This window comes from Roseicella sp. DB1501 (assembly GCF_013112485.1).
GTDB lineage: Bacteria > Pseudomonadota > Alphaproteobacteria > Acetobacterales > Acetobacteraceae > Paracraurococcus.
In genome coordinates, this window is record NZ_JABFHG010000005.1 from 115127 (window position 1) to 132054 (window position 16928).

The 16928-nt window shown below is 73.9% G+C and carries 16 protein-coding genes; 7 read left to right on the forward strand and 9 right to left on the reverse strand.

What is annotated here, in order from left to right; all coding sequences use genetic code 11:
- Positions 1-54: 54 nt before the first annotated feature.
- Positions 55-597: a chromate transporter gene (locus HJG45_RS11460; RefSeq protein ID WP_171612262.1), complete on the reverse strand. Its 543-nt coding sequence runs from the start codon at positions 595-597 to the stop codon at positions 55-57.
- Positions 590-1144: a chromate transporter gene (locus HJG45_RS11465; protein WP_171612263.1), complete on the reverse strand. Its 555-nt coding sequence runs from the start codon at positions 1142-1144 to the stop codon at positions 590-592. The genes HJG45_RS11460 and HJG45_RS11465 overlap by 8 nt, the downstream gene beginning before the upstream one ends.
- A 143-nt stretch (positions 1145-1287) precedes the next feature.
- Here HJG45_RS11465 and HJG45_RS29210 point away from each other — a divergent pair, with 143 nt between their 5' ends.
- Both HJG45_RS29210 and HJG45_RS11475 read left to right on the forward strand, forming a co-directional pair.
- Complete coding sequence (locus HJG45_RS29210; protein WP_171612264.1) at positions 1288-1671, forward strand: glycine zipper domain-containing protein; 384 nt, start codon at positions 1288-1290, stop codon at positions 1669-1671.
- Between the two features lie 68 nt (positions 1672-1739).
- Positions 1740-2717, forward strand: coding sequence for a tripartite tricarboxylate transporter substrate binding protein (locus HJG45_RS11475; RefSeq protein WP_171612265.1), 978 nt, complete (start codon positions 1740-1742; stop codon positions 2715-2717).
- Positions 2718-2841: 124 nt separating this feature from the next.
- Here HJG45_RS11475 and HJG45_RS11480 read toward each other — a convergent pair whose 3' ends face one another.
- Together HJG45_RS11480 and HJG45_RS11485 are read right to left on the reverse strand one after the other, a co-directional pair.
- Positions 2842-4002, reverse strand: coding sequence for a benzoate/H(+) symporter BenE family transporter (locus HJG45_RS11480; protein WP_171612266.1), 1161 nt, complete (start codon positions 4000-4002; stop codon positions 2842-2844).
- 54 nt (positions 4003-4056) lie between these two features.
- Positions 4057-5145: a mandelate racemase/muconate lactonizing enzyme family protein gene (locus tag HJG45_RS11485; protein WP_171612267.1), complete on the reverse strand. Its 1089-nt coding sequence runs from the start codon at positions 5143-5145 to the stop codon at positions 4057-4059.
- Positions 5146-5264: 119 nt separating this feature from the next.
- Here HJG45_RS11485 and HJG45_RS11490 point away from each other — a divergent pair, with 119 nt between their 5' ends.
- Both HJG45_RS11490 and HJG45_RS11495 read left to right on the forward strand, forming a co-directional pair.
- Complete coding sequence (locus tag HJG45_RS11490) at positions 5265-6230, forward strand: tripartite tricarboxylate transporter substrate binding protein (protein WP_171612268.1); 966 nt, start codon at positions 5265-5267, stop codon at positions 6228-6230.
- A 190-nt stretch (positions 6231-6420) separates the two neighbouring features.
- Positions 6421-7638 (forward strand): ABC transporter substrate-binding protein, encoded by a 1218-nt coding sequence (locus tag HJG45_RS11495; RefSeq protein ID WP_171612269.1) that lies wholly within the window; start codon positions 6421-6423, stop codon positions 7636-7638.
- A gap of 59 nt (positions 7639-7697) precedes the next feature.
- On the opposite strand, the gene HJG45_RS11500 is transcribed toward HJG45_RS11495, so the two are convergent.
- Complete coding sequence (locus tag HJG45_RS11500) at positions 7698-8540, reverse strand: TauD/TfdA family dioxygenase (RefSeq protein ID WP_171612270.1); 843 nt, start codon at positions 8538-8540, stop codon at positions 7698-7700.
- A 123-nt stretch (positions 8541-8663) separates the two neighbouring features.
- On the opposite strand from HJG45_RS11500, the gene HJG45_RS11505 reads away from it, so the two are divergent.
- Together HJG45_RS11505 and HJG45_RS11510 are read left to right on the forward strand one after the other, a co-directional pair.
- Entirely contained in the window at positions 8664-9440 is a 777-nt protein-coding gene (locus HJG45_RS11505) for an SDR family NAD(P)-dependent oxidoreductase (protein WP_171612271.1), read from the forward strand.
- Positions 9437-10171, forward strand: coding sequence for a substrate-binding domain-containing protein (locus HJG45_RS11510; protein ID WP_171612272.1), 735 nt, complete (start codon positions 9437-9439; stop codon positions 10169-10171). The genes HJG45_RS11505 and HJG45_RS11510 overlap by 4 nt, the downstream gene beginning before the upstream one ends.
- Before the next feature lie 154 nt (positions 10172-10325).
- Here HJG45_RS11510 and HJG45_RS11515 read toward each other — a convergent pair whose 3' ends face one another.
- The 4 genes from HJG45_RS11515 to HJG45_RS11530 form a co-directional block, all read right to left on the reverse strand.
- Positions 10326-11762: an NAD-dependent succinate-semialdehyde dehydrogenase gene (locus HJG45_RS11515; protein WP_171612273.1), complete on the reverse strand. Its 1437-nt coding sequence runs from the start codon at positions 11760-11762 to the stop codon at positions 10326-10328.
- 132 nt (positions 11763-11894) lie between these two features.
- The gene (locus HJG45_RS11520) at positions 11895-13019 is read right to left on the reverse strand and encodes a glycosyltransferase (protein WP_171612274.1); all 1125 of its coding nucleotides are present in this window, start codon (positions 13017-13019) and stop codon (positions 11895-11897) included.
- Positions 13016-14005: a hypothetical protein gene (locus HJG45_RS11525; protein WP_171612275.1), complete on the reverse strand. Its 990-nt coding sequence runs from the start codon at positions 14003-14005 to the stop codon at positions 13016-13018. Before HJG45_RS11525 ends, HJG45_RS11520 begins: the two co-directional genes overlap by 4 nt.
- Positions 14002-15468, reverse strand: coding sequence for a glycosyltransferase (locus tag HJG45_RS11530; protein ID WP_171612276.1), 1467 nt, complete (start codon positions 15466-15468; stop codon positions 14002-14004). The genes HJG45_RS11525 and HJG45_RS11530 overlap by 4 nt, the downstream gene beginning before the upstream one ends.
- A gap of 97 nt (positions 15469-15565) precedes the next feature.
- Between HJG45_RS11530 and HJG45_RS11535 the strand changes: the two genes are divergently transcribed.
- Positions 15566-16912 (forward strand): hypothetical protein, encoded by a 1347-nt coding sequence (locus HJG45_RS11535; protein WP_171612277.1) that lies wholly within the window; start codon positions 15566-15568, stop codon positions 16910-16912.
- The last annotated feature ends 16 nt before the right edge of the window (positions 16913-16928 follow it).

Below are 16928 nucleotides of genomic sequence, written 5' to 3' on the forward strand. Positions count from 1 at the left end.
TCTTGATTTCGGGTGTGTGCTCGGGCCGCAGTCTCGTGCCCCGTCCCGTCCGCGTCAACCGCCGCCGATCGCCCCGAGCTGTTGCAGCATCGCGTAGAACAGCCCCGCCGCCAGCAACACCCAGTAGGGGCTGACCCCGCGCAGCAGGGCCCAGGCGCTGACGCCGAGCGTCGCCAGCTCCAGCCAGCCGGCGCCGTCGGCGCGCAGCAGGGTCAGCACCCCGGCGAAGATCAGGCCGACGGCGAGCGGCGCCAGCCCGCGCTCGATCACCCGCCGCAACGGCCCGTCGCCGCGCCGGTGCCACCAATGCCCGATGGCGAGCAGCAGCAGGGAGGAGGGCAGGTAGAGGGCGAGCGCCGCGACCAGCGCGCCAAGGAACCCCGCCGCCTGCCAGCCGACCAGCGCGCCGATCAGCGAGCCGGGGCCGGGCGCGGCGCGCGAGATGGCGAAGAGATCGGTGAACATCCCCGCCGGCATCCAGCGATGCACCTCGACCGCCTGGCGCTGCATCTCGGCGAAGATCGAGGGCCCGCCGCCGAGCGAGACGAGCGAGAGCGGCGCGAAGACCAGGATCAGCGCGAGCAGGCGCTCAGGCATGCCGGCCGAACCGCGCCGCGAGGCCGATGCTGACCGGGCCGAGGACCAGCATCACCGGGACCATCGGCAGGCGCAGCACGCCGACCGCGAGGAAGGTCGCCAGCACCACCGCCCAGGACCACAGCCCCCGCATCCGCCGCGCCGTGCGCAGGCCGACGGTGAGCGAGTTGGCAAGCCCCGCCGCGGCGACGCCGGAGAGCACCACGCCCAGCCCGGCCATGCCGCCGAGCCGGCCGTAGAGCAGGGCGAGGCCGAGGATGAACAGGAAGGGCGGCCCGAGGATGCCGAGGAAGGCCATGGCGGCGCCGGCCCAGCCGCGCAGCTGCTGGCCGATATAGAGGGCGAGGTTGACGCTGTTCGGCCCCGGCAGCACCTGGCCGAGCGCGATGCCGGCCAGGAAGCGCTCCTCGGCCATCCAGCCGCGCTTCTCGACGATCTCCCGATGCATCCAGCCTGGCAGCCCGCCGCCGAAGCTGGCCATGCCGATGGCGCCGAAGACGCGCAGGATCTCGAGGAGCGGCGCCTGCGGGCGCTGGGAGTTCGACACGGCCGGTCCGCCTGGCTGGGGGTCTCCGCTTCTCCCCCGGCGGCGGCGGGCTGTCGAGCCGACTCGCCTGCCCCGGCCTCTCTGCCTTGGCCTCGCCACCTTCGCGCCGCCGGAAGGCCGCGGGCGGGCGGCAGGCTGGGCGCATGACCGGCTTCCGCCCCATTGGTGCTGCCCTCCTCGTCCTCACCCTGGGCGGCTGCGTCTATGTCCAGGAGCCCGCCTATCCGCCCTATGGCTATGCGCCGTCGCTGGGCCCGAATGCCGGGGCGGGCGCCACGGCGGGCGCCCTGGCCGGCGGGCTGATCGGCGGCGTCGCCGCCGGCCCGCATGACCGCGGCCTCGGCGTGCTCGGAGGCGCCGCTGCCGGGGCGCTGCTCGGCGGGGTGGTCGGCAACGGGCTCGACCGCGAGCAGGCGGCCGCGGCGGCCTATCCCCCAGCGCCCTATGCCGCGCCCGAACCCCCGCCGCCCAACCCCTATACCGACCCCTACCCGGCCTTCGACCCCTACGCGCTGCCCCTCGACTGAGGCCGCCGCCCCTGGCCGCATCGCGGCCCGGCGGGCAGCATGCGTCGCGGAACGAGGGGAGGAAGGGAATGCGACGACGTGTGCTGCTCGGCGCCCTGCCGGCGCTGCCACTGGGCCAGGCCCGGGCCCAGGATGCGGCGGCGACCGGCTGGCTCGCACGCCCCATCCGCGCCATCGTCCCCTACCCGCCCGGCGGGCCGAACGACATCATCGCCCGGCTCTACGCCCCGGCGCTGACCGCCGCCCTCGGCCAGACCGTGCTGGTCGAGAACCGCGCCGGCGGCTCCGGCGTGGTCGGGACCGACGCGGTCCTGAAGTCGCCGCCGGATGGCAGCCTCTTCGGCATCGTCGATGGCGGCTCGCTGGTGATCGCGCCGCACACCCAGCCCAGCATGCCCTATCGGGTGCCGGAGGATGTCACGCTGCTCAGCGTGGTGGCGACGGTGCCGGAGGCGCTGGTCGCGCATCCCGGCCTCGGCGTGACCAGCCTGCCGGCGCTGCTGGAACTGGCGCGGCGCCGCCCCGGCACGCTCAACATCGGCACCGCCGGCGCGGCCGGCATCAGCCACCTGACGGCGCACCGCTTCCGGGCGCAGACCGGCATCCAGGCGGAGATCGTGCCCTATCGCGGCGCCGCCCCGGCGGTGACGGATCTAGTGGCCGGGCAGATCCAGCTTCTCTTCGCCGACCTGCCGGTGATCCTGCCGCACATCAAGGCGCGCGCCATCACCGCCCTCGCCCTCGCCGCGCGGCAGCACAGCCCCTCGCTGCCCGAGCTGCGCACCACCGGCGAGGAGGGCTATCCGCAGCTTCTCGCCGAGAACTGGTATTGCGCCGTCGCGCCGCGCGGCCTGCCGGCACCGATCGCCGCCCAGCTCTCCGCCGCGCTGCGGACGGCGAGCGCCGACGCCACCCTGCGCCAGGGGCTGAGCACGCAGGGCGCCGAGGCGGCCTGGACCTCGCCGCAGGATTTCGCCGCGCTGGTGCGCGCGGACTCCGCGACCTGGCGGGAGGCGGTAGCGGCCGCCGGCGTGAAGGCCGAATAGGTCGCCGGAATAGACCAACGGGCCGGTCCTTTGACCGGTCCGAGGCCCCGAACGGGGCCCGCGACCCATGCCGCGTAGCCAGGCAAGCCGGAGGTTCGCGCCCGGCGCTTGAGGGCCATTGATATCAGCCGCGCCGGCGATGCAGCAGCAGCATCGCCCCGCCGCCCAGCAACCCCCAGAAGGCGCCGCTGATGCCGAGGATGGTGAGGCCGGAGGCGGTGACGAGGAAGGTGATGACCGCCGCCTCCCGCGTCTCGGGCACGGCGAGCGCCGTCTGCAGCGCGCCGGCGAAGGCGCCGAGCAGGGCGAGGCCGGCCACGGCCTGGATCAGGATCGGCGGCGCGGCGCCGACGAAGCGGGTCGCCATGCCGGCGAGCAGGCCGAAGGCGACATAGACCAGCCCCGCCACCACCGCGGCCTGCCAGCGGCGGCGCGGATCGGGATCGGCCTCGGGGCTGGCGCAGAGCGCGGCGGTGATGGCGGCGAGGTTCACCGCATGGCCGCCGAAGGGCGCGGCGGCGAGGGTGAACAGGCCGGTGGCGGCGAAGAGCGGCCCGGGCGCCGGCCGGTAGCCGTTCACCGTCAGCACCGCCATGCCGGGAATGTTCTGCGACGCCATGGTGACGAGGAAGAGCGGCAGGGCGATGCCGATCAGGGCGGCGAGGGAGAAGCGCGGCATCACCAGCACCGGCGCCGGCCCCGCCGCGGCCAGCAGGCCGGAGGGCAGCGTCACCGTCATGGCGATGGCAACGACCGCGATCAGCACCGCCGCCGGCACGGCGAGCAGCCGGTTGACCCGCGCCACCAGCGCCCAGCCGAGCAGGATGGCGAGGCCCGGCAGCGGCGCCTCCGCCAGCGCCCGCACCGGCGCCAGGCAGAGGCCGAGCAGCACGCCCGCGAGCATGGCATTGGCCAGCGGCGGCGGGATGGCGGCGACCGCCCGGCCGAGCGGCCGCCACAGCCCGGCCAGCAGGATCAGCGCGCCGGCGATGAGGAAGGCGCCGACCGCCTCGGCGAAGCCGCCCGCCGGCAGGGCCGAGGCGGCGAGCAGCGCCCCGCCCGGCGTCGACCAGGCGACACTGATCGGCATCCGCCGCCACAGGCTGAGCACGATGCCGCACAGCCCCATGGCGATGGAGAGCGCCATCAGGCCGGACGCCGCCTGGGCCGGGCTCGCGCCCATGGCCGAGAGCCCCTGCAGCACCACGGCGAAGGAGGAGGCGAAGCCGACGAAGCCGGCGAGCAGCCCCGCGGCGAGCGCCGGGGCCGAGAGCGATCCGATCATGCGGCGGCGTTTAGAACGGATCGGCCAGCGGTGGAAAACCCGGTGGCGGCGCGCTCAGCCCGCGCCGGCGAGCAGCGCCGGATCAATCTCGAGCCCGAGCCCCGGTCCCTGCGGCACGGCGACATAGCCGTCGCGCGGGATCAGCGCCGGATAGGGCGGCGCGGCGAGGTCAGCGAAATAGTATTCCAGCGGCTCCTCCACCTCGGCGCAGGCGAGAACATGCAGGCTCGCCAGCAGCCCAGGGCCGTAATAGGGGCAGTGCGGCACCAGCGCCGCGCCATGCCGGGCCGCGAGGTCGCGCACCGCCAGCATGGCCGAGACGCCGCCGACCTTGGTCACGCTCGGCTGCACCACATCGACGGCGCCGGCCGCCAGCATGGTGCCGATGCTCTCCGGGCTGCCGAGGCACTCCCCCGCCGCGATACCGGTGCCGCCCGCCCGGCGCACCGCGGCGATGGCGGCGAAATCCTCCGGCGGCCAGACCGGCTCCTCCACCCAGCGGACATTCATCCCCTGCACCGCCCGGCAGAAGCCGACCGCCTGCTCCACGCTGTCCCAGGCGCAGTTGATGTCGAGCATCAGCGGCACCTCCGCCGGCGCCGCCTCGCGCGCCGCGCGGATGCAGCCGAGATCGACCTCGTGCAGCTTGATGCGGCGATAGCCGCGGCGGATCGCCTCCGCCGTGTTGCGCGCGACATGGCCGGCATCGCCGTAGCGCAGCAGGCTGGCATAGGCCGGCACCCGCTCCCGCCGGGCGCCGCCGAGCAGCGCGTGCAGCGGCTTGCCGGCCGCCTTGGCGGCGATGTCCCAGAGCGCGATGTCGAGGCCGGAAAGCGCGAAGGTGACGGCACCGTTGCGGCCGAAATTGTGGAAGCGCCGCTGCAGCCGGCGCATCAGCCCGGCGATGTCGCCCGCCGCCTCGCCCTGGCAGACCGGCGCGATGAGCTCGGTCAGCGCCTGCCGCGTGGTGCGGACCAGGTTGAAGCCGAAGGCCTCGCCCCAGCCGGTGATGCCGGCATCCGTCTCGACGCGCACCAGCAGCGTGTCGATGTCGCGCAGATGCAGGTTGCCGCCCGGCCCGGCCGGGCCGCCATAGGTGAAGGGGCTGCTGAGGATATGGCCGGTGACGGCGGTGATGCGCATGGACGCGGTCCTGTTCCCTCTCGCTGGGCCGCCGGCCCTCGCCGGGGCCGGCGGCCGGGGGCCATACTCGCAGCCCGCCGAGGGCCATGAAAGCCCCGGCCAGGATCTGGGGAGGAACCATGCGCTTCCACCGCCGCGCCGTGCTGGCGCTGCCCGCCCTCGCCGCCGCGCCGGCCCTGGCGGCACCCTTCCCCGACCGGCCGGTCCGGCTGATCGTCCCCTTCGCCACCGGGGGGCCGAGCGACATCATCGCCCGGCTGCTGGTGCCGCGGATGTCGGCCGAGCTCGGCCAGCCGGTGGTGGTGGAGGCACGGCCGGGCGCCGGCGGCGTCACCGGCCTCGACGCGGTGGCGAAGGCGCCGCCGGACGGGCATGTCATCGGCATGGGCAGCGCCGGCGGGCTGGTCATCTCGCCCTCGCTGCAGCCGGCCATGCCCTATGACGCGGCGCGGGACTTCGCGCCGATCAGCCTCGCGGTCATCGTGCACGAGCCGCTGACGGTGCCGGCGGCGCAGCCCTGGCGCAGCGTCGAGGCGCTGGTCGCGGCGGCGAAGGCGAGGCCGGGCGAGCTGAACTACGGCTCGACCGGGCCGGGCGGCATGCCGCATCTGGCGGGCGAGCTGTTGCAGCTCGCCGCCGGCATCCGGCTGACGCACGTTCCCTACAAGGGCGGCGCCCCGCTCGCCCTGGCGCTGGTCGCGCGCGAGGTCGAGCTCGGCTTCGCCGACCTGCCGATCCTGCTGCCGCATGTCCGCGTCGGCGCGCTGCGGGCGCTCGCCATCGGCGGCAAGGCGCGCGACCCGCTGCTGCCGGAGGTGCCGACCATGGCCGAGATCGGCCTGCCCTCGGTGATGACCGACAATTGGCACGGGTTGCTGGCGCCGGCCGGGACCCCGCCCGAGGCCCTGGCGCGGCTGCACCGGGCCGCGACCGCCGCGCTGACCGATGCCGAGGTGCTGCGGCTGCTGCGCGAGCAGGGCGCGGTGCCGGCCGGCAACCAGCCGGCCGACTTCGCCGCCTTTCTCGGCGAGGAGCGGGCGCGCTGGGCGGCGGTGATCCGGCAGGCGGGGGTGAAGCTGGAATAGCGGGTGCCGGGCTTGCCGGGCTCCCTCCTCCCCGCCCGGAGCAGATCGCCGCAGGGCGGAACCGCCCGGAGGCGTGAATCTGCTCTGCAAGTAACGTGGATGGAGCGCATTCCGTCTTTCCAGTCAGAGTGAATGCGCTCTAGCCTGCCCGCAACGAAGCCGTACCGAACGGCCGAGGGAGGAGATCCGCATGCGTCGCAGAACCCTGCTCGGCACCGCCGCCGCGCTGCCCTTCGTCCACATTCTGCCCGGGCGCGCCCAAAGCCAAGTCTCCGACGGCGTGGTGAAGATCGGTGTGCTGAACGACATGACCGGCGTCTTCGCTGACCAGCAAGGCATGGGCGAGGTGGTGGCCGCCCGGCTGGCGATCGAGGATATGGGCGGCAAGGTGCTCGGCGCCCCGATCGAGCTGGTGCACGGCGACCTGCTGAACCGCGCCGATATCGGCATGGGCATCGCCCGTCGCTGGTTCGACCAAGAGAAGGTCGACATCATCACCGGCCTCGGCAATTCCGCCGTCGCCCTCGCCGTGCAGACGCTGTCGAAGGAGAAGCAGCGGATCGTCGTGCCGATGTCGGCCGGCACCACCGACCTCACGGGCAAGGATTGCGGCCCCTGGACGGCGCATTGGGTCTACGACAATTACTCGGCGGCCAAGGGGCCGGTCACGGCGCTGGTGCGCGGCGGCAAGACGAAGTGGTTCTTCATCACCTCCGACTACGCCTTCGGCCACTCGCTGGAGGCGAATGCCGGCGCGATCCTGAAGGGTCTGGGCGGCGAGGTGGTGGGCAGCGTGCGCGCCCCGCTCGGCGAGAGCGACTATTCCTCCTACCTCGTGCGCGCCGCCGCCTCCGGCGCCCAGGCGGTCGGCATCTGCGCCGGCGGCACGGACATGATCAACATCGCCAAGCAGATGGGCGAGTTCGGCCTGATCCGCCGCGGCATCGTCCCCGCGGCGCTGAACTGCTCGCTGACCAATATCCGCTCCATCGGCCTCGAGACCGGCCAGGGGATGGTCTATGCGGCGAGCTACTACTGGGACCAGACCGACGCCGCCCGCGCCTTCGCCGCGCGCTTCGCCAAGGCGCATGGCAGGCCGCCCACCGCCTTCCAGGCCGGCTCCTACGGCGCCGTCATGCACTACCTGAAGGCGGTGCAGGCGGCCGGCACGGATGCGACCGCGCCGGTGATGGCGAAGATGCGCGAGATGCCGATCAACGACTTCATGACCAAGGACGGCGTGCTGCGCGCCGACGGGCGCGTGGTGCGCGACGTCTACCTGCTGCGGGTGAAGCAGCCGCGGCAGTCGCGCGGCGAATGGGACCTGCTGGAGGTGGCGGAGACCATCCGCGGCGAGGAGGCCTTCCGGCCGCTCGCCGAGGGTGGCTGCCCGCTGGTCAAGGCCTGACCCCGCGGCGCGGCGAAGCCGAGCCACCGGAGGTGGCGCCGGCGACCGAGGTCACGTCATCAGGACAGCGCCTCGCCCTCCAGGGTGATGCGGTGCATCAGCCGCCGCTCGCCCTGGTAGTCGTTCGCCGCATAGTGCCAGGTGGCGCGGTTGTCCCAGAAGGCGATCGAGCCTTCCTGCCAGCGGAAGCGACACTGGAATTCCGGCCGTGCCGCATGACGGTAGAGATAGTCGAGCAGCGGCCGGCTCTCCTCATCGGTCCAGCCCTCGAAGCGCAGGGTGAAGCCGGGATTGACGTAGAGCGCCTGCCGGCCGTTGCCGGGATGGCGGATCACCACCGGATGCGCGGCATCCTGCACGGCGAGGTCGGCATTGCGCAGCCGCCCGTCCTGCTGCTGCTCGCGCTGCACCGAGGCGCCGAAGACATGCCGGCTGGAATGCACGGCGCGCAGCCCCGCGAGCGTCGCCTTCAGCCCGTCCGACAGCGCATCATAGGCCGCGTACATGCTGGCGAAGAGCGTGTCGCCGCCGGTCGGCGGCAGCTCGCGCGCCAACAGGATGGAGCCCATGGCGGGCACCTGGTCATAGCTGTGGTCGGTGTGCCAGCCGCCGCCAATATTCTTCGTCTGGCCCGGCTCCTTCCGCACCTCCGCGATCTCGGGATAGCCCTCGGCATGGCGGAAGAAGCGGTTGACGTTGATCGGCGCGAAGCGGGTGGCGAAGGCGATGTGCTGCTCCGGCGTCAGCGTCTGGTCGCGGAAGAAGACGACGCCGCGGTCGAACAGCGTCTCGCGGATCATCGCCACCTCCGCCTCGCCGATCGGGACGGCGAGGTCGAGGCCATGGATCTCGGCACCGACTGCGCCGACAACGGGTTCCACGCGAATGGCATTGGCGCGCATGGGCGGTCCTCCTACCTGATTTAGGGCCAGCATGGCGGCGGCCGGCGCCTCGCCGCAAGGGATGGCGCTTGCCGCCTCCCGCGCCTCGGGCCACTCCATCCGGGGGAAGCGAAGGAGGACAGCATGGCGGACGGGCTGCTCGCGGGCGATGCCGCGCTGGTGACCGGCGCGGCGAACGGCATCGGGCGGGCGATCGCCGCCGCCCTAGCCGCCGAGGGCGCGCGCCTGCTCCTGGCCGACCGGGATGCCGCCGGCGGCGAGGCCGCGGCTGCGGCGATCCGCGCGGCCGGCGGAGCGGCGGAGGCCGTCGCGGCCGATCTCGCCCGCCCCGACGGCGCCGCCCTGCTGTTCGAGGCCGCGCGCGAGCGGCTCGGCCGCGTCAGCCTCCTGGTCCACAGCGCCAGCCCGAAGCGGCAGGAAGGCGAGACGGCGCTTGCCGTGTCGCCGGAGGCCTGGCGGCAGATGGTCGCGGTCAATCTCGAGGCCGGCTTCCAGCTCGGCCAGCTGGCGGGGCGGCACATGCGGGACACGGCGGCGGGCGGGCCGCGCGGGCGGATGCTCTACGTCACCTCGCTGCATGCCGGCTCGCCGCGCAACCTGCCGCATTACAGCGCCAGCAAGGCCGGGCTGACCATGGTGATGCAGGAGCTGGCGCGCGCCCTTGGCCCCCATGGCATCCGGGTGAACGCCATCGCGCCCGGCGCCATCGCCGGCGGCGGCTTCCAGGCCGATCCGGCGCTCGCCGCGCGGATCGCGCTCGGCCGGCTCGGCCAGGCGGAGGATGTCGCGCGCATGGCCGTCGCCCTGCTCGCCGACCGCTTTTCGGCCTATGTCACCGGCACGACGGTGGTGGTGGATGGCGGCCTTGCCCTGTCCAATTGGATCCCGACGCGGGAATGAGGCGCCTCGTCCCCGGCCGGCGCCTCCTGCTCGGCCTCTCGCCGCTGCTGCTCGCCGCCGGCGGCGAGCCGGCGATCCGGCTGCTGAGCGCCGGCGCGGTCGAGCCGGGCATCGCCGCGGCCGTCGCCGCCTTCCGGGCGCAGACCGGCCGGGCGGTGCAGATCGCCTATGCCACGGCGCCGCAGCTGCGGGAGCGGATGCTCGCCGGCGAGCGGCCGGATCTCCTGGTCGCGCCGGCGGCGCTGCTCGACAGCCTCGGCGACCGCTTGGCGGGGCCCGCCTTGCCGCTCGGGCGGGTCGGGATCGGGGTGGTGGTGCGCCGGGGCGCGCCGGCCCCGGCGATCCGCGACGCGGCGACCCTGCGCGCAGCCGTCGAGTCGGCCGATGCGGTGGTGTTCAACCGCGCCTCGACCGGCCTGGCGATGGAGCGGCTCTTCGCGCGGCTCGGCCTCGCCGCGCTGCTGGCGGAAAAGGCACGGCGCTATGCGACCGGGGCGGAGGTGATGCAGCACCTGCTGCAGGGGGACGGCGCCGAGCTCGGCTTCGGCGCCACGACCGAGATCGCCCAGGTGCCGGCATTGCAGGCGCTCGGCCCGCTGCCTGACGCGTTGCAGAGCTACACCGCCTATGGCGCGGCGGCGCTGCCGGACGGCGCGGGCGAGGCGCTGCTGCAATTCCTCGCCGGCTCCGAGGCCCGGCGCGCCTTCACGGCGTCCGGCATCGAGCCATGATGCACGGCGCGTCCGGGCCTTGCCGCCCTGCGCCGCAACCATTGCTGCCCGTTGCCGTGCCGCGGCGAAGCCGCGGCAGGCTGTGACGTCTCTGGGATCAGAAGCGCCTCACGGGGCCCCCATGACGCCGCACCGCGGTGTCATGGGGAGATGATCAGAGGCCCGCCTGGCTGACGAACTTCGTGTTCAGATAGGCCTCGATCGCCTCGAGCCCACCCTCCGAGCCATAGCCGCTGTCCTTGATGCCGCCGAAGGGCACCTCGGGCAGAGCCAGGCCGAGATGGTTGATCGTCATCATCCCGCTCTCGACCTTGGAGGCGATGGCGTTGGCGGTCTTGGCGCTGCGGGTGAAGGCGTAGCTGGCGAGGCCGTAGGGCAGCCGGTTCGCCTCGGCCACCACCTCCTCGAACTCCTTGAAGGGCGCGATCATGGCGACCGGCGCGAAGGGCTCCTCGTTCATCATCCGCGCCTCCTTGGAGAGGCCGGTGACGACGGTCGGCTGGTAGAAATAGCCCTTGTTGCCGATGCGCTCGCCGCCGGTGCGCACCTCGCCGCCCTTCTGCCGCGCATCGGCCATCAGCCCGTCGACCCAGGGGATGCGCCGCTCATGCACGAGCGGGCCCATCTGGGTGCCCTCCTCGAGCCCGTTGCCGACCTTCACCGCCTTGGCCGCGGCGACGAACTTCTCGACGAAGGGCTCGTAGAGCGCCTCCTGCACCAGGAAGCGGGTCGGGCTGACGCAGACCTGGCCGGCATTGCGGAACTTGGCCGCGGCCAGCGTCCTCGCCGCCAGGTCGAGATCGGCATCGTCGAAGACGATCGCCGGCGCATGCCCGCCGAGCTCCATCGTCACCCGCTTCATGTGCTGGCCGGCCAGGGCGGCGAGCTGCTTGCCGACCGGGGTCGAGCCGGTGAAGGTCACCTTGCGGATGACGGGGTGCGGGATCAGGTACTCGCTGATCTCGGCCGGGCTGCCATAGACGAGGTTCATCACCCCGGCCGGGAGTCCGGCATCGGCATAGGCGCGGATGAGCTCGGCCGGCGAGGCTGGGGTATCCTCGGGCGCCTTGACGATGATCGAGCAGCCGGTGGCGACGGCGGCCGAGAGCTTGCGGACCACCTGGTTGATCGGAAAGTTCCAGGGCGTGAAGGCGGCGACGGGGCCGACCGGCTCCTTCACCACGAGCTGATAGACGCCCTCGGCGCGGGCCGGGATGACGCGGCCATAGGCGCGGCGGGCCTCCTCGGCGAACCAGTCGATGACGTCGGCGCCCGCCATCACCTCCATCTTCGCCTCGGGCAGCGGCTTGCCCTGCTCCAGGGTCATGATGCGCGCGATGGCGTCGGCGCGGCTGCGCAGGATGTCGGCGGCCTTGCGCATCACCTTGGACCGGTCGAAGGCCGAGACCTTCTTCCACTGGGCGAAGCCCTTCTCCGCGGCGTCGAGCGCCTCGTCCAGGTCCTCCTTGCCGGCATAGGCGTAGGTGCCGATCACCTCCTCGGTCGCCGGGTTGATGACCTCGCCCGTCCGGCCGGACCGGGCATTGCGCCATTCGCCATTGATGTAGAGCTGGACGTTCGGATAGGCCATCGGCGGTTCTCCTCCAGCCCCGACCTTGCGCCGGGGCGCCTTGGCCGCGCACTTTGACCGCGGCGGCGGCGGGGGGCAATCCCGGCCCCCCCGCGGCCCATGACCCGCGGCCCGCCGATCGGGGCGCGGCGCTCAGGCGAGGGCGTGCAGCCGTGCCGCCAGCGCATCGAGCTGCAGCGCGAGATCGGCGGCATAGCCGAGCGCCATTAGCCGCGAGGCCCGCGCCAGCCCATCGCGGAAGGCGGGGCTGGCGCGCCATTCCCGCATCAGCGCAACCATCTCCGCGATATCCGCCGCGGCATGGCCCGGATGCTCGGCCGGCAGCCCGGCGAAGGCGTGCCGCGTGCCGAGAATCGGCCGGCCATGCGCCAGCGCCTCCACGGTCTTGATCTTCAGCCCGGTGCCCGGGACCATCGGGTTCAGCACGCAATCGACGGCGTCGTAGAAGATCGCCGGGTCCGCCACCTCGCCCAGCCGCTGCGGGTGGCTGGCCAGGACCAGGTCGTGCCGCTGCAGGATCCGCCCGGCGAGCAGCCAGGGCATGCCGCCCGCCTCCGCCAGCGCCGCGTCCAGCGCCCGTACCGAGGCAATGTTCCAGGGATTGGCGCTGCCGAGATAGCCGAAGGGCGAGCGGGGCGGCCCCGCCGGCATGCTGTCGAGGAAGCGCAGCGGCGGCATGTGGCCGATGGTCGTCACCGGCGTCGCGGACCGCCGCCGCAACTCCTCCGACTCCTCCTCCTGGATGCCGATGACGAGGTCGGCGCGCGCCAAGCCCCGTCCCTCCTCGGCGATGGTGGTGAAGAACCAGGAGGGGTCGATGCCGGCGGCCAGCGCGACGAGATGCCGGTCGCCGAAGAGGTCATGGGTGTCGATGATGCGGAAGGCGTCCGGCACCGCCTCCAGCACCCGTGACATCCAGACATAGTTCACCAGCACCGCATCGTAGCGCGCCTGCCTCTGCAAGGCGGCGACATGCTCGACGAGCGAGGCGTCGCACCAGTCGTCCAGCCCCCAGACGCCGGGTAAGCGCATGGCGCCCGTCGGCACCGGCGGCACGAGATGCAGCGCCCGCCAGAAGCCCGCCATGGCGTCGCGCTGCGCCGGGCTGCAGCCCTCGGTGGCGTAGTAGAGGAAGTCGCAGGCCACGCCGCGGGCCATCAGCCCGGCGCCGAGCCCCTGGATGCGGGCGGAATTGCCCTGGTCGGTGGGATGCGAGGGCGCCGGCGAGACCACCAGCAGGCGCGGGCTGCGCGTCATGCGGCGAATTCCAGCGAGAGCAGGACCGCGCCCGCCGGTGCCTCGGCGGGCAGAGCGAGGCCGACGAGGCTGGCTTGGCCGGCCTGCATCCGCGCCGGCGCCTCGATCACCACGCTCCCCTCGTCATCGGCGCGCCATTGCGTCTGCAGCCGCAGGCCATCGAGGAACAGGGCCGGCATCCGCGTCGGCGACAGCCCGCGCAGCCGCAGCCGCAGCCAAGCCTGGCGGGCGGGCATGCCGCCGAGCAGCAGCCGGACCTGCCGCGCCGCGCCGAGGCGCAGCCCCTCCCCCGCCTCTATCCCCGCCGCCGGCGCGGCGGGCAGGTCGTGCCACAGCGTCGCGCCCGGCAAGCGCAGCGACGGCGCCCGTTCGGCGCCGATGGCGAGCATCCCGAGGCTGGCGAGGCCACCCGTCACCAGCCGCCCGCCGACCTGCCAGGCGCGGCCGCCGCCGAGCTGGGCGGCGAGGCCATGCGCCGCATCCTGCAGCCGGGTGAAGACCGGCGCCACCGCATCGGGCGGCAGCAGCAGGTCCCAGCGCTCGATCCGCGCCAGCGTGCCGACGAGCAGCATGATGCGGCCGCGCTCCGGCCCGGGCGGCGGCGGCAGGCCCTCGGTCCGGCCGTGCCGTAGCAGCAGCGCCCCGGCCTCCAGCAGCCGTGCCAGGGCCGGCGGGGGGACGCCGTCGAGCGCCAGCAGCAGAGCCGCCTCGCTCTCCAGCGTGGCGAGGAGCGCCGCATCCGCCGCCGGGTCGAGCCCGAAGATCGGCATGCCCTGCGGTCCCCCCCATGCCCCCCCATGCGCTCCTTGCCGGAAGCGCCCGAGCAGCGCCGCCTCGGCCGGTGCCAGCCGCGCCGGATCGGCGATGCCGCAGAGCGCCCCCGGCCACCAGCCGAGCAGCGGCGCCGCGGGCAGGCCGAGATCGAGCAGGCGCAGCGCCGGCAGGGCCTCGCGCAGCAGGCAGGCGAGGACACCGCCGCCGCTCATGCCGGCCAGCCGAGTTGGAGGTCGAGCAACAGGCCGGGCCGAGGCGTGCGCTGGACCCGCATCGCCAGCAGGTCGGCCGAGGCCGGCAGCAGGCCGCGCAGCAGCGCGGGGCGGTCCAGCGTCAGCGCGGCCAAGCCGGGCAGGTCAGGCATGGCGAGCAGCAGCCGGCAGCGGCCCTGCCGCCCGGCGAGCATCGCCGCGACCTGCGCCGGCCGCAGCCCCGCCCCGGCCTCGAGCACCAGCAGCGGCGGCGGGTCCGGCAGGGCCGTGCCGGCAACCGGCCGGTCGAGCGACTCCTCGATCACCTCGCGGTAGCGCGCCGCGACGGCCGGGAGGGCCATCTCGGCGAGGGCGAATCGCCGGCCCAGGGCGCCGATCCCGGCGGCGCGGTCGGGGGCCGCCGCCAGCGCCCGCAGCGTCTCGCCCAGGATGCGCGGCGTGCCGGTCAGCGGCAGCTGCAGCACCGCGTCGCGCGGCAGCTCGGCATAGGCGCCGGTCTCGGACACGATGCAGCAGGTGCCGGCGGCGAAGGCGCGCGCCAGCGAGCCCGAGCTCTCGCCGCTCGAGGGGAAGCGCAGGTTCACCAGCACATCCGCCGCCGCGATGTGGTCATCGAGCACGGTCTCCTCGCAGTAGCCGGTCACCCGGGCGATGGCGGCGACCGCCGGCCGCTCGGCGATGGCGGCGCCGAGGGCGTATTCCTCCGCCCGCTCGGCGCCGGCATGGATCCAGCGCAGCCGCGCGCCGTGGGCGAGCGCCATGTCGAGCGCCGCGATCAGCCAGTCGAAGCGCTTGGCCGCGGTGGCGAAGCCCGCCGTGAGCACCAGGAATTCCCCTTGCTCAAGGCCGAGCCGGGCGCGCGCCGCGCCGCGTGAGGGCATCTGCCCCGGCGGCATGAAATGCGGGATCACCGCCACATGCGCGGTCGCCGCGGGTCCGTGCGCCAGGCGCAGGCGGTTGCGGGCGAAGCGGGAATGCACGACGACCGCCCGCGACCGCGCCAGGACCTCGCCGGCGAGGTCGAAGAGGAGGTGGTTGGCCCGGCTCTGCAGCCCCTCCTCCCGCCGGTGCCGGCCATAGACCGCCGCCAGCCCCGGCAAGGCGGCCGCCATGCCGGCATCGATCGCGGCGGCCGGCTCGCCGGTGGTCTCATAGAGGTACAGCAGGCCCGGATCGTGCAGCGTGGTCACGCCCGGCATGCGGCGCAGGCCGCGCAAGACGAAGCCATGCCCCGGATTGTTGCCGATCTGGTGCAGCACGCGCGGCCCCGCCCCGCGATGGGCGAGCGCCGGATCGACCAGCGCCACCCCCTCCGGCGCCCGGGCCAGCCAGTCGTCGCAGGCCGCCCGGCAGTCGTAATGCCCGTCCAGCCCGCCGAGCAGTCCATGGGCATAGTCGGCAATGCCGTTGCGCTCGGGCGGCAAGGGCGTCCAGACGGTCAAGGTGTCTCGCGCGGCGGTCATGATCCGGTCGGTTCAGGCCGTTCGACCCTGAACGGCGGTTCGTGAACCAATGGTTGATTATCTTTTGTATTGTTCTCTTGTAACTTGGCATTACGTCATGGTAACCGCCGAGGTCATGGACGGCTTCCAGGCGATCTTCTGCCCTCTCATTCCGCTCGGTCTCGGGCCCGATGGGCTGAGCCTGCGGGCCCTGCGCCCCTTCCATGAGGCGGAGACCTTGCTGCTGCATTGCCGCGGCATCGAAGTGGGGCGTCTCCACCTGCCGGCCGGGCTGCAGCAGGGCGAACTCTGCGCCATCCCCATCACACGGTTGCCGCGGGTGCCGCTGCCGACGGAGCTGCGCATCGCCGCCACGCGCGACGGCCGCGACCTCGCCACCCCCTGGCGCATCGACAGCGCCGACGCGGCCCTTTCGCTGCTCGGGCCGCCGGAGATCCGGATCGAGGATCTCCGCATGGATCACGGCGTGCTGCGCGGCACGGCGCGCGAGGCGCGCAACGGTCTGCTCGAGCCGGTGCTTTATGCCCGGATCAACGGCGCCGGGGCGCGCATCGTCAGCATCGAATCGCCGGTCGGCCTGCCGGAGGGCGGCTGCGCCTTCCGCTTCGCGCTGCCGATCCATCCGGCCGACCTGACGGAGGCGGGGCTGTCCGTCTCGCTGCTGCTCATCGGCCAGGAGACGCCGGTCGCGCATTTCGCCTGGACCCGACACGGCGCCGGCGCGGCGGAGCGACGACTGGCCGAGCTCGATGGCCGGCTGCGGCAGATCGAGGAGGACGCGGCCACGGCGCAGCAGGGGCTGCAATCGGCGCTCGAGCGCCGGCTCGCCCTGCAGCAGGAGCGGATCGACGCCTTCATCGCCGCGGCCTCGACCCTGCTCTTCGACCGCCTCGCCGGCGCGCCGGCCGCTTGCGCCGATGCGCTGCGCGGCCTGCTGGCGAGCGGCGGCGCCGTGGCGGCCGGCGAGCCGATGCTCGACCGCCTGGCGGAGCGGCTGGAATTGCCGCTCGATTCGGGGCTGTTCGGCGCCGGCTGGCACCGCGAGGAGGTCTATCCGCACGGCTCCTTCCGCTGGATGGGGCCGCGCGGCTTGCTGCTGAACCCGGTCGCCGAGCGCGCGCTCGGCGCGGTCACGCTCGAGGTCACCGGCCTCTATCGCGCCGCCGCGCCGGCCCTCGTGGCGCAGTTCGACGACGCCGCAGCCGAGGTGAGCGTGACGGCCAGGGAGGGCGGCACCTTCTCGGTGCGGCTGGTGCATCCGCAGGGCCCGCAGCCGGTCCGCCTGCTCCGCCTGGCAAGCCAGACCGGCGGCTGCCCCGCCGACGAGGGCGAGAGCGGCGACCGCCGCATGCTCGCCATCGCCGTCTCCCGCGTGGTCTTCGAATACACCGCCGGCGCCGAGCCTGATCCGGTGAGCCCGGAGGAATACGCCGTCGCGCTCTGAGGCGCCGCGCGCCGCG

What these genes read in the sequence shown, in the direction of transcription:
- HJG45_RS11460 (WP_171612262.1), bottom strand. Translation starts at nt 597, where the DNA reads ATGCCTGAGCGCCTGCTCGCGCTGATCCTGGTCTTCGCGCCGCTCTCG.
- HJG45_RS29210 (WP_171612264.1), top strand. Translation starts at nt 1,288, where the DNA reads ATGACCGGCTTCCGCCCCATTGGTGCTGCCCTCCTCGTCCTCACCCTG.
- HJG45_RS11475 (WP_171612265.1), top strand. Translation starts at nt 1,740, where the DNA reads ATGCGACGACGTGTGCTGCTCGGCGCCCTGCCGGCGCTGCCACTGGGC.
- HJG45_RS11480 (WP_171612266.1), bottom strand. Translation starts at nt 4,002, where the DNA reads ATGATCGGATCGCTCTCGGCCCCGGCGCTCGCCGCGGGGCTGCTCGCC.
- HJG45_RS11485 (WP_171612267.1), bottom strand. Translation starts at nt 5,145, where the DNA reads ATGCGCATCACCGCCGTCACCGGCCATATCCTCAGCAGCCCCTTCACC.
- HJG45_RS11490 (WP_171612268.1), top strand. Translation starts at nt 5,265, where the DNA reads ATGCGCTTCCACCGCCGCGCCGTGCTGGCGCTGCCCGCCCTCGCCGCC.
- HJG45_RS11495 (WP_171612269.1), top strand. Translation starts at nt 6,421, where the DNA reads ATGCGTCGCAGAACCCTGCTCGGCACCGCCGCCGCGCTGCCCTTCGTC.
- HJG45_RS11500 (WP_171612270.1), bottom strand. Translation starts at nt 8,540, where the DNA reads ATGCGCGCCAATGCCATTCGCGTGGAACCCGTTGTCGGCGCAGTCGGT.
- HJG45_RS11505 (WP_171612271.1), top strand. Translation starts at nt 8,664, where the DNA reads ATGGCGGACGGGCTGCTCGCGGGCGATGCCGCGCTGGTGACCGGCGCG.
- HJG45_RS11510 (WP_171612272.1), top strand. Translation starts at nt 9,437, where the DNA reads ATGAGGCGCCTCGTCCCCGGCCGGCGCCTCCTGCTCGGCCTCTCGCCG.
- HJG45_RS11515 (WP_171612273.1), bottom strand. Translation starts at nt 11,762, where the DNA reads ATGGCCTATCCGAACGTCCAGCTCTACATCAATGGCGAATGGCGCAAT.
- HJG45_RS11520 (WP_171612274.1), bottom strand. Translation starts at nt 13,019, where the DNA reads ATGACGCGCAGCCCGCGCCTGCTGGTGGTCTCGCCGGCGCCCTCGCAT.
- HJG45_RS11525 (WP_171612275.1), bottom strand. Translation starts at nt 14,005, where the DNA reads ATGAGCGGCGGCGGTGTCCTCGCCTGCCTGCTGCGCGAGGCCCTGCCG.
- HJG45_RS11530 (WP_171612276.1), bottom strand. Translation starts at nt 15,468, where the DNA reads ATGACCGCCGCGCGAGACACCTTGACCGTCTGGACGCCCTTGCCGCCC.
- HJG45_RS11535 (WP_171612277.1), top strand. Translation starts at nt 15,566, where the DNA reads ATGGTAACCGCCGAGGTCATGGACGGCTTCCAGGCGATCTTCTGCCCT.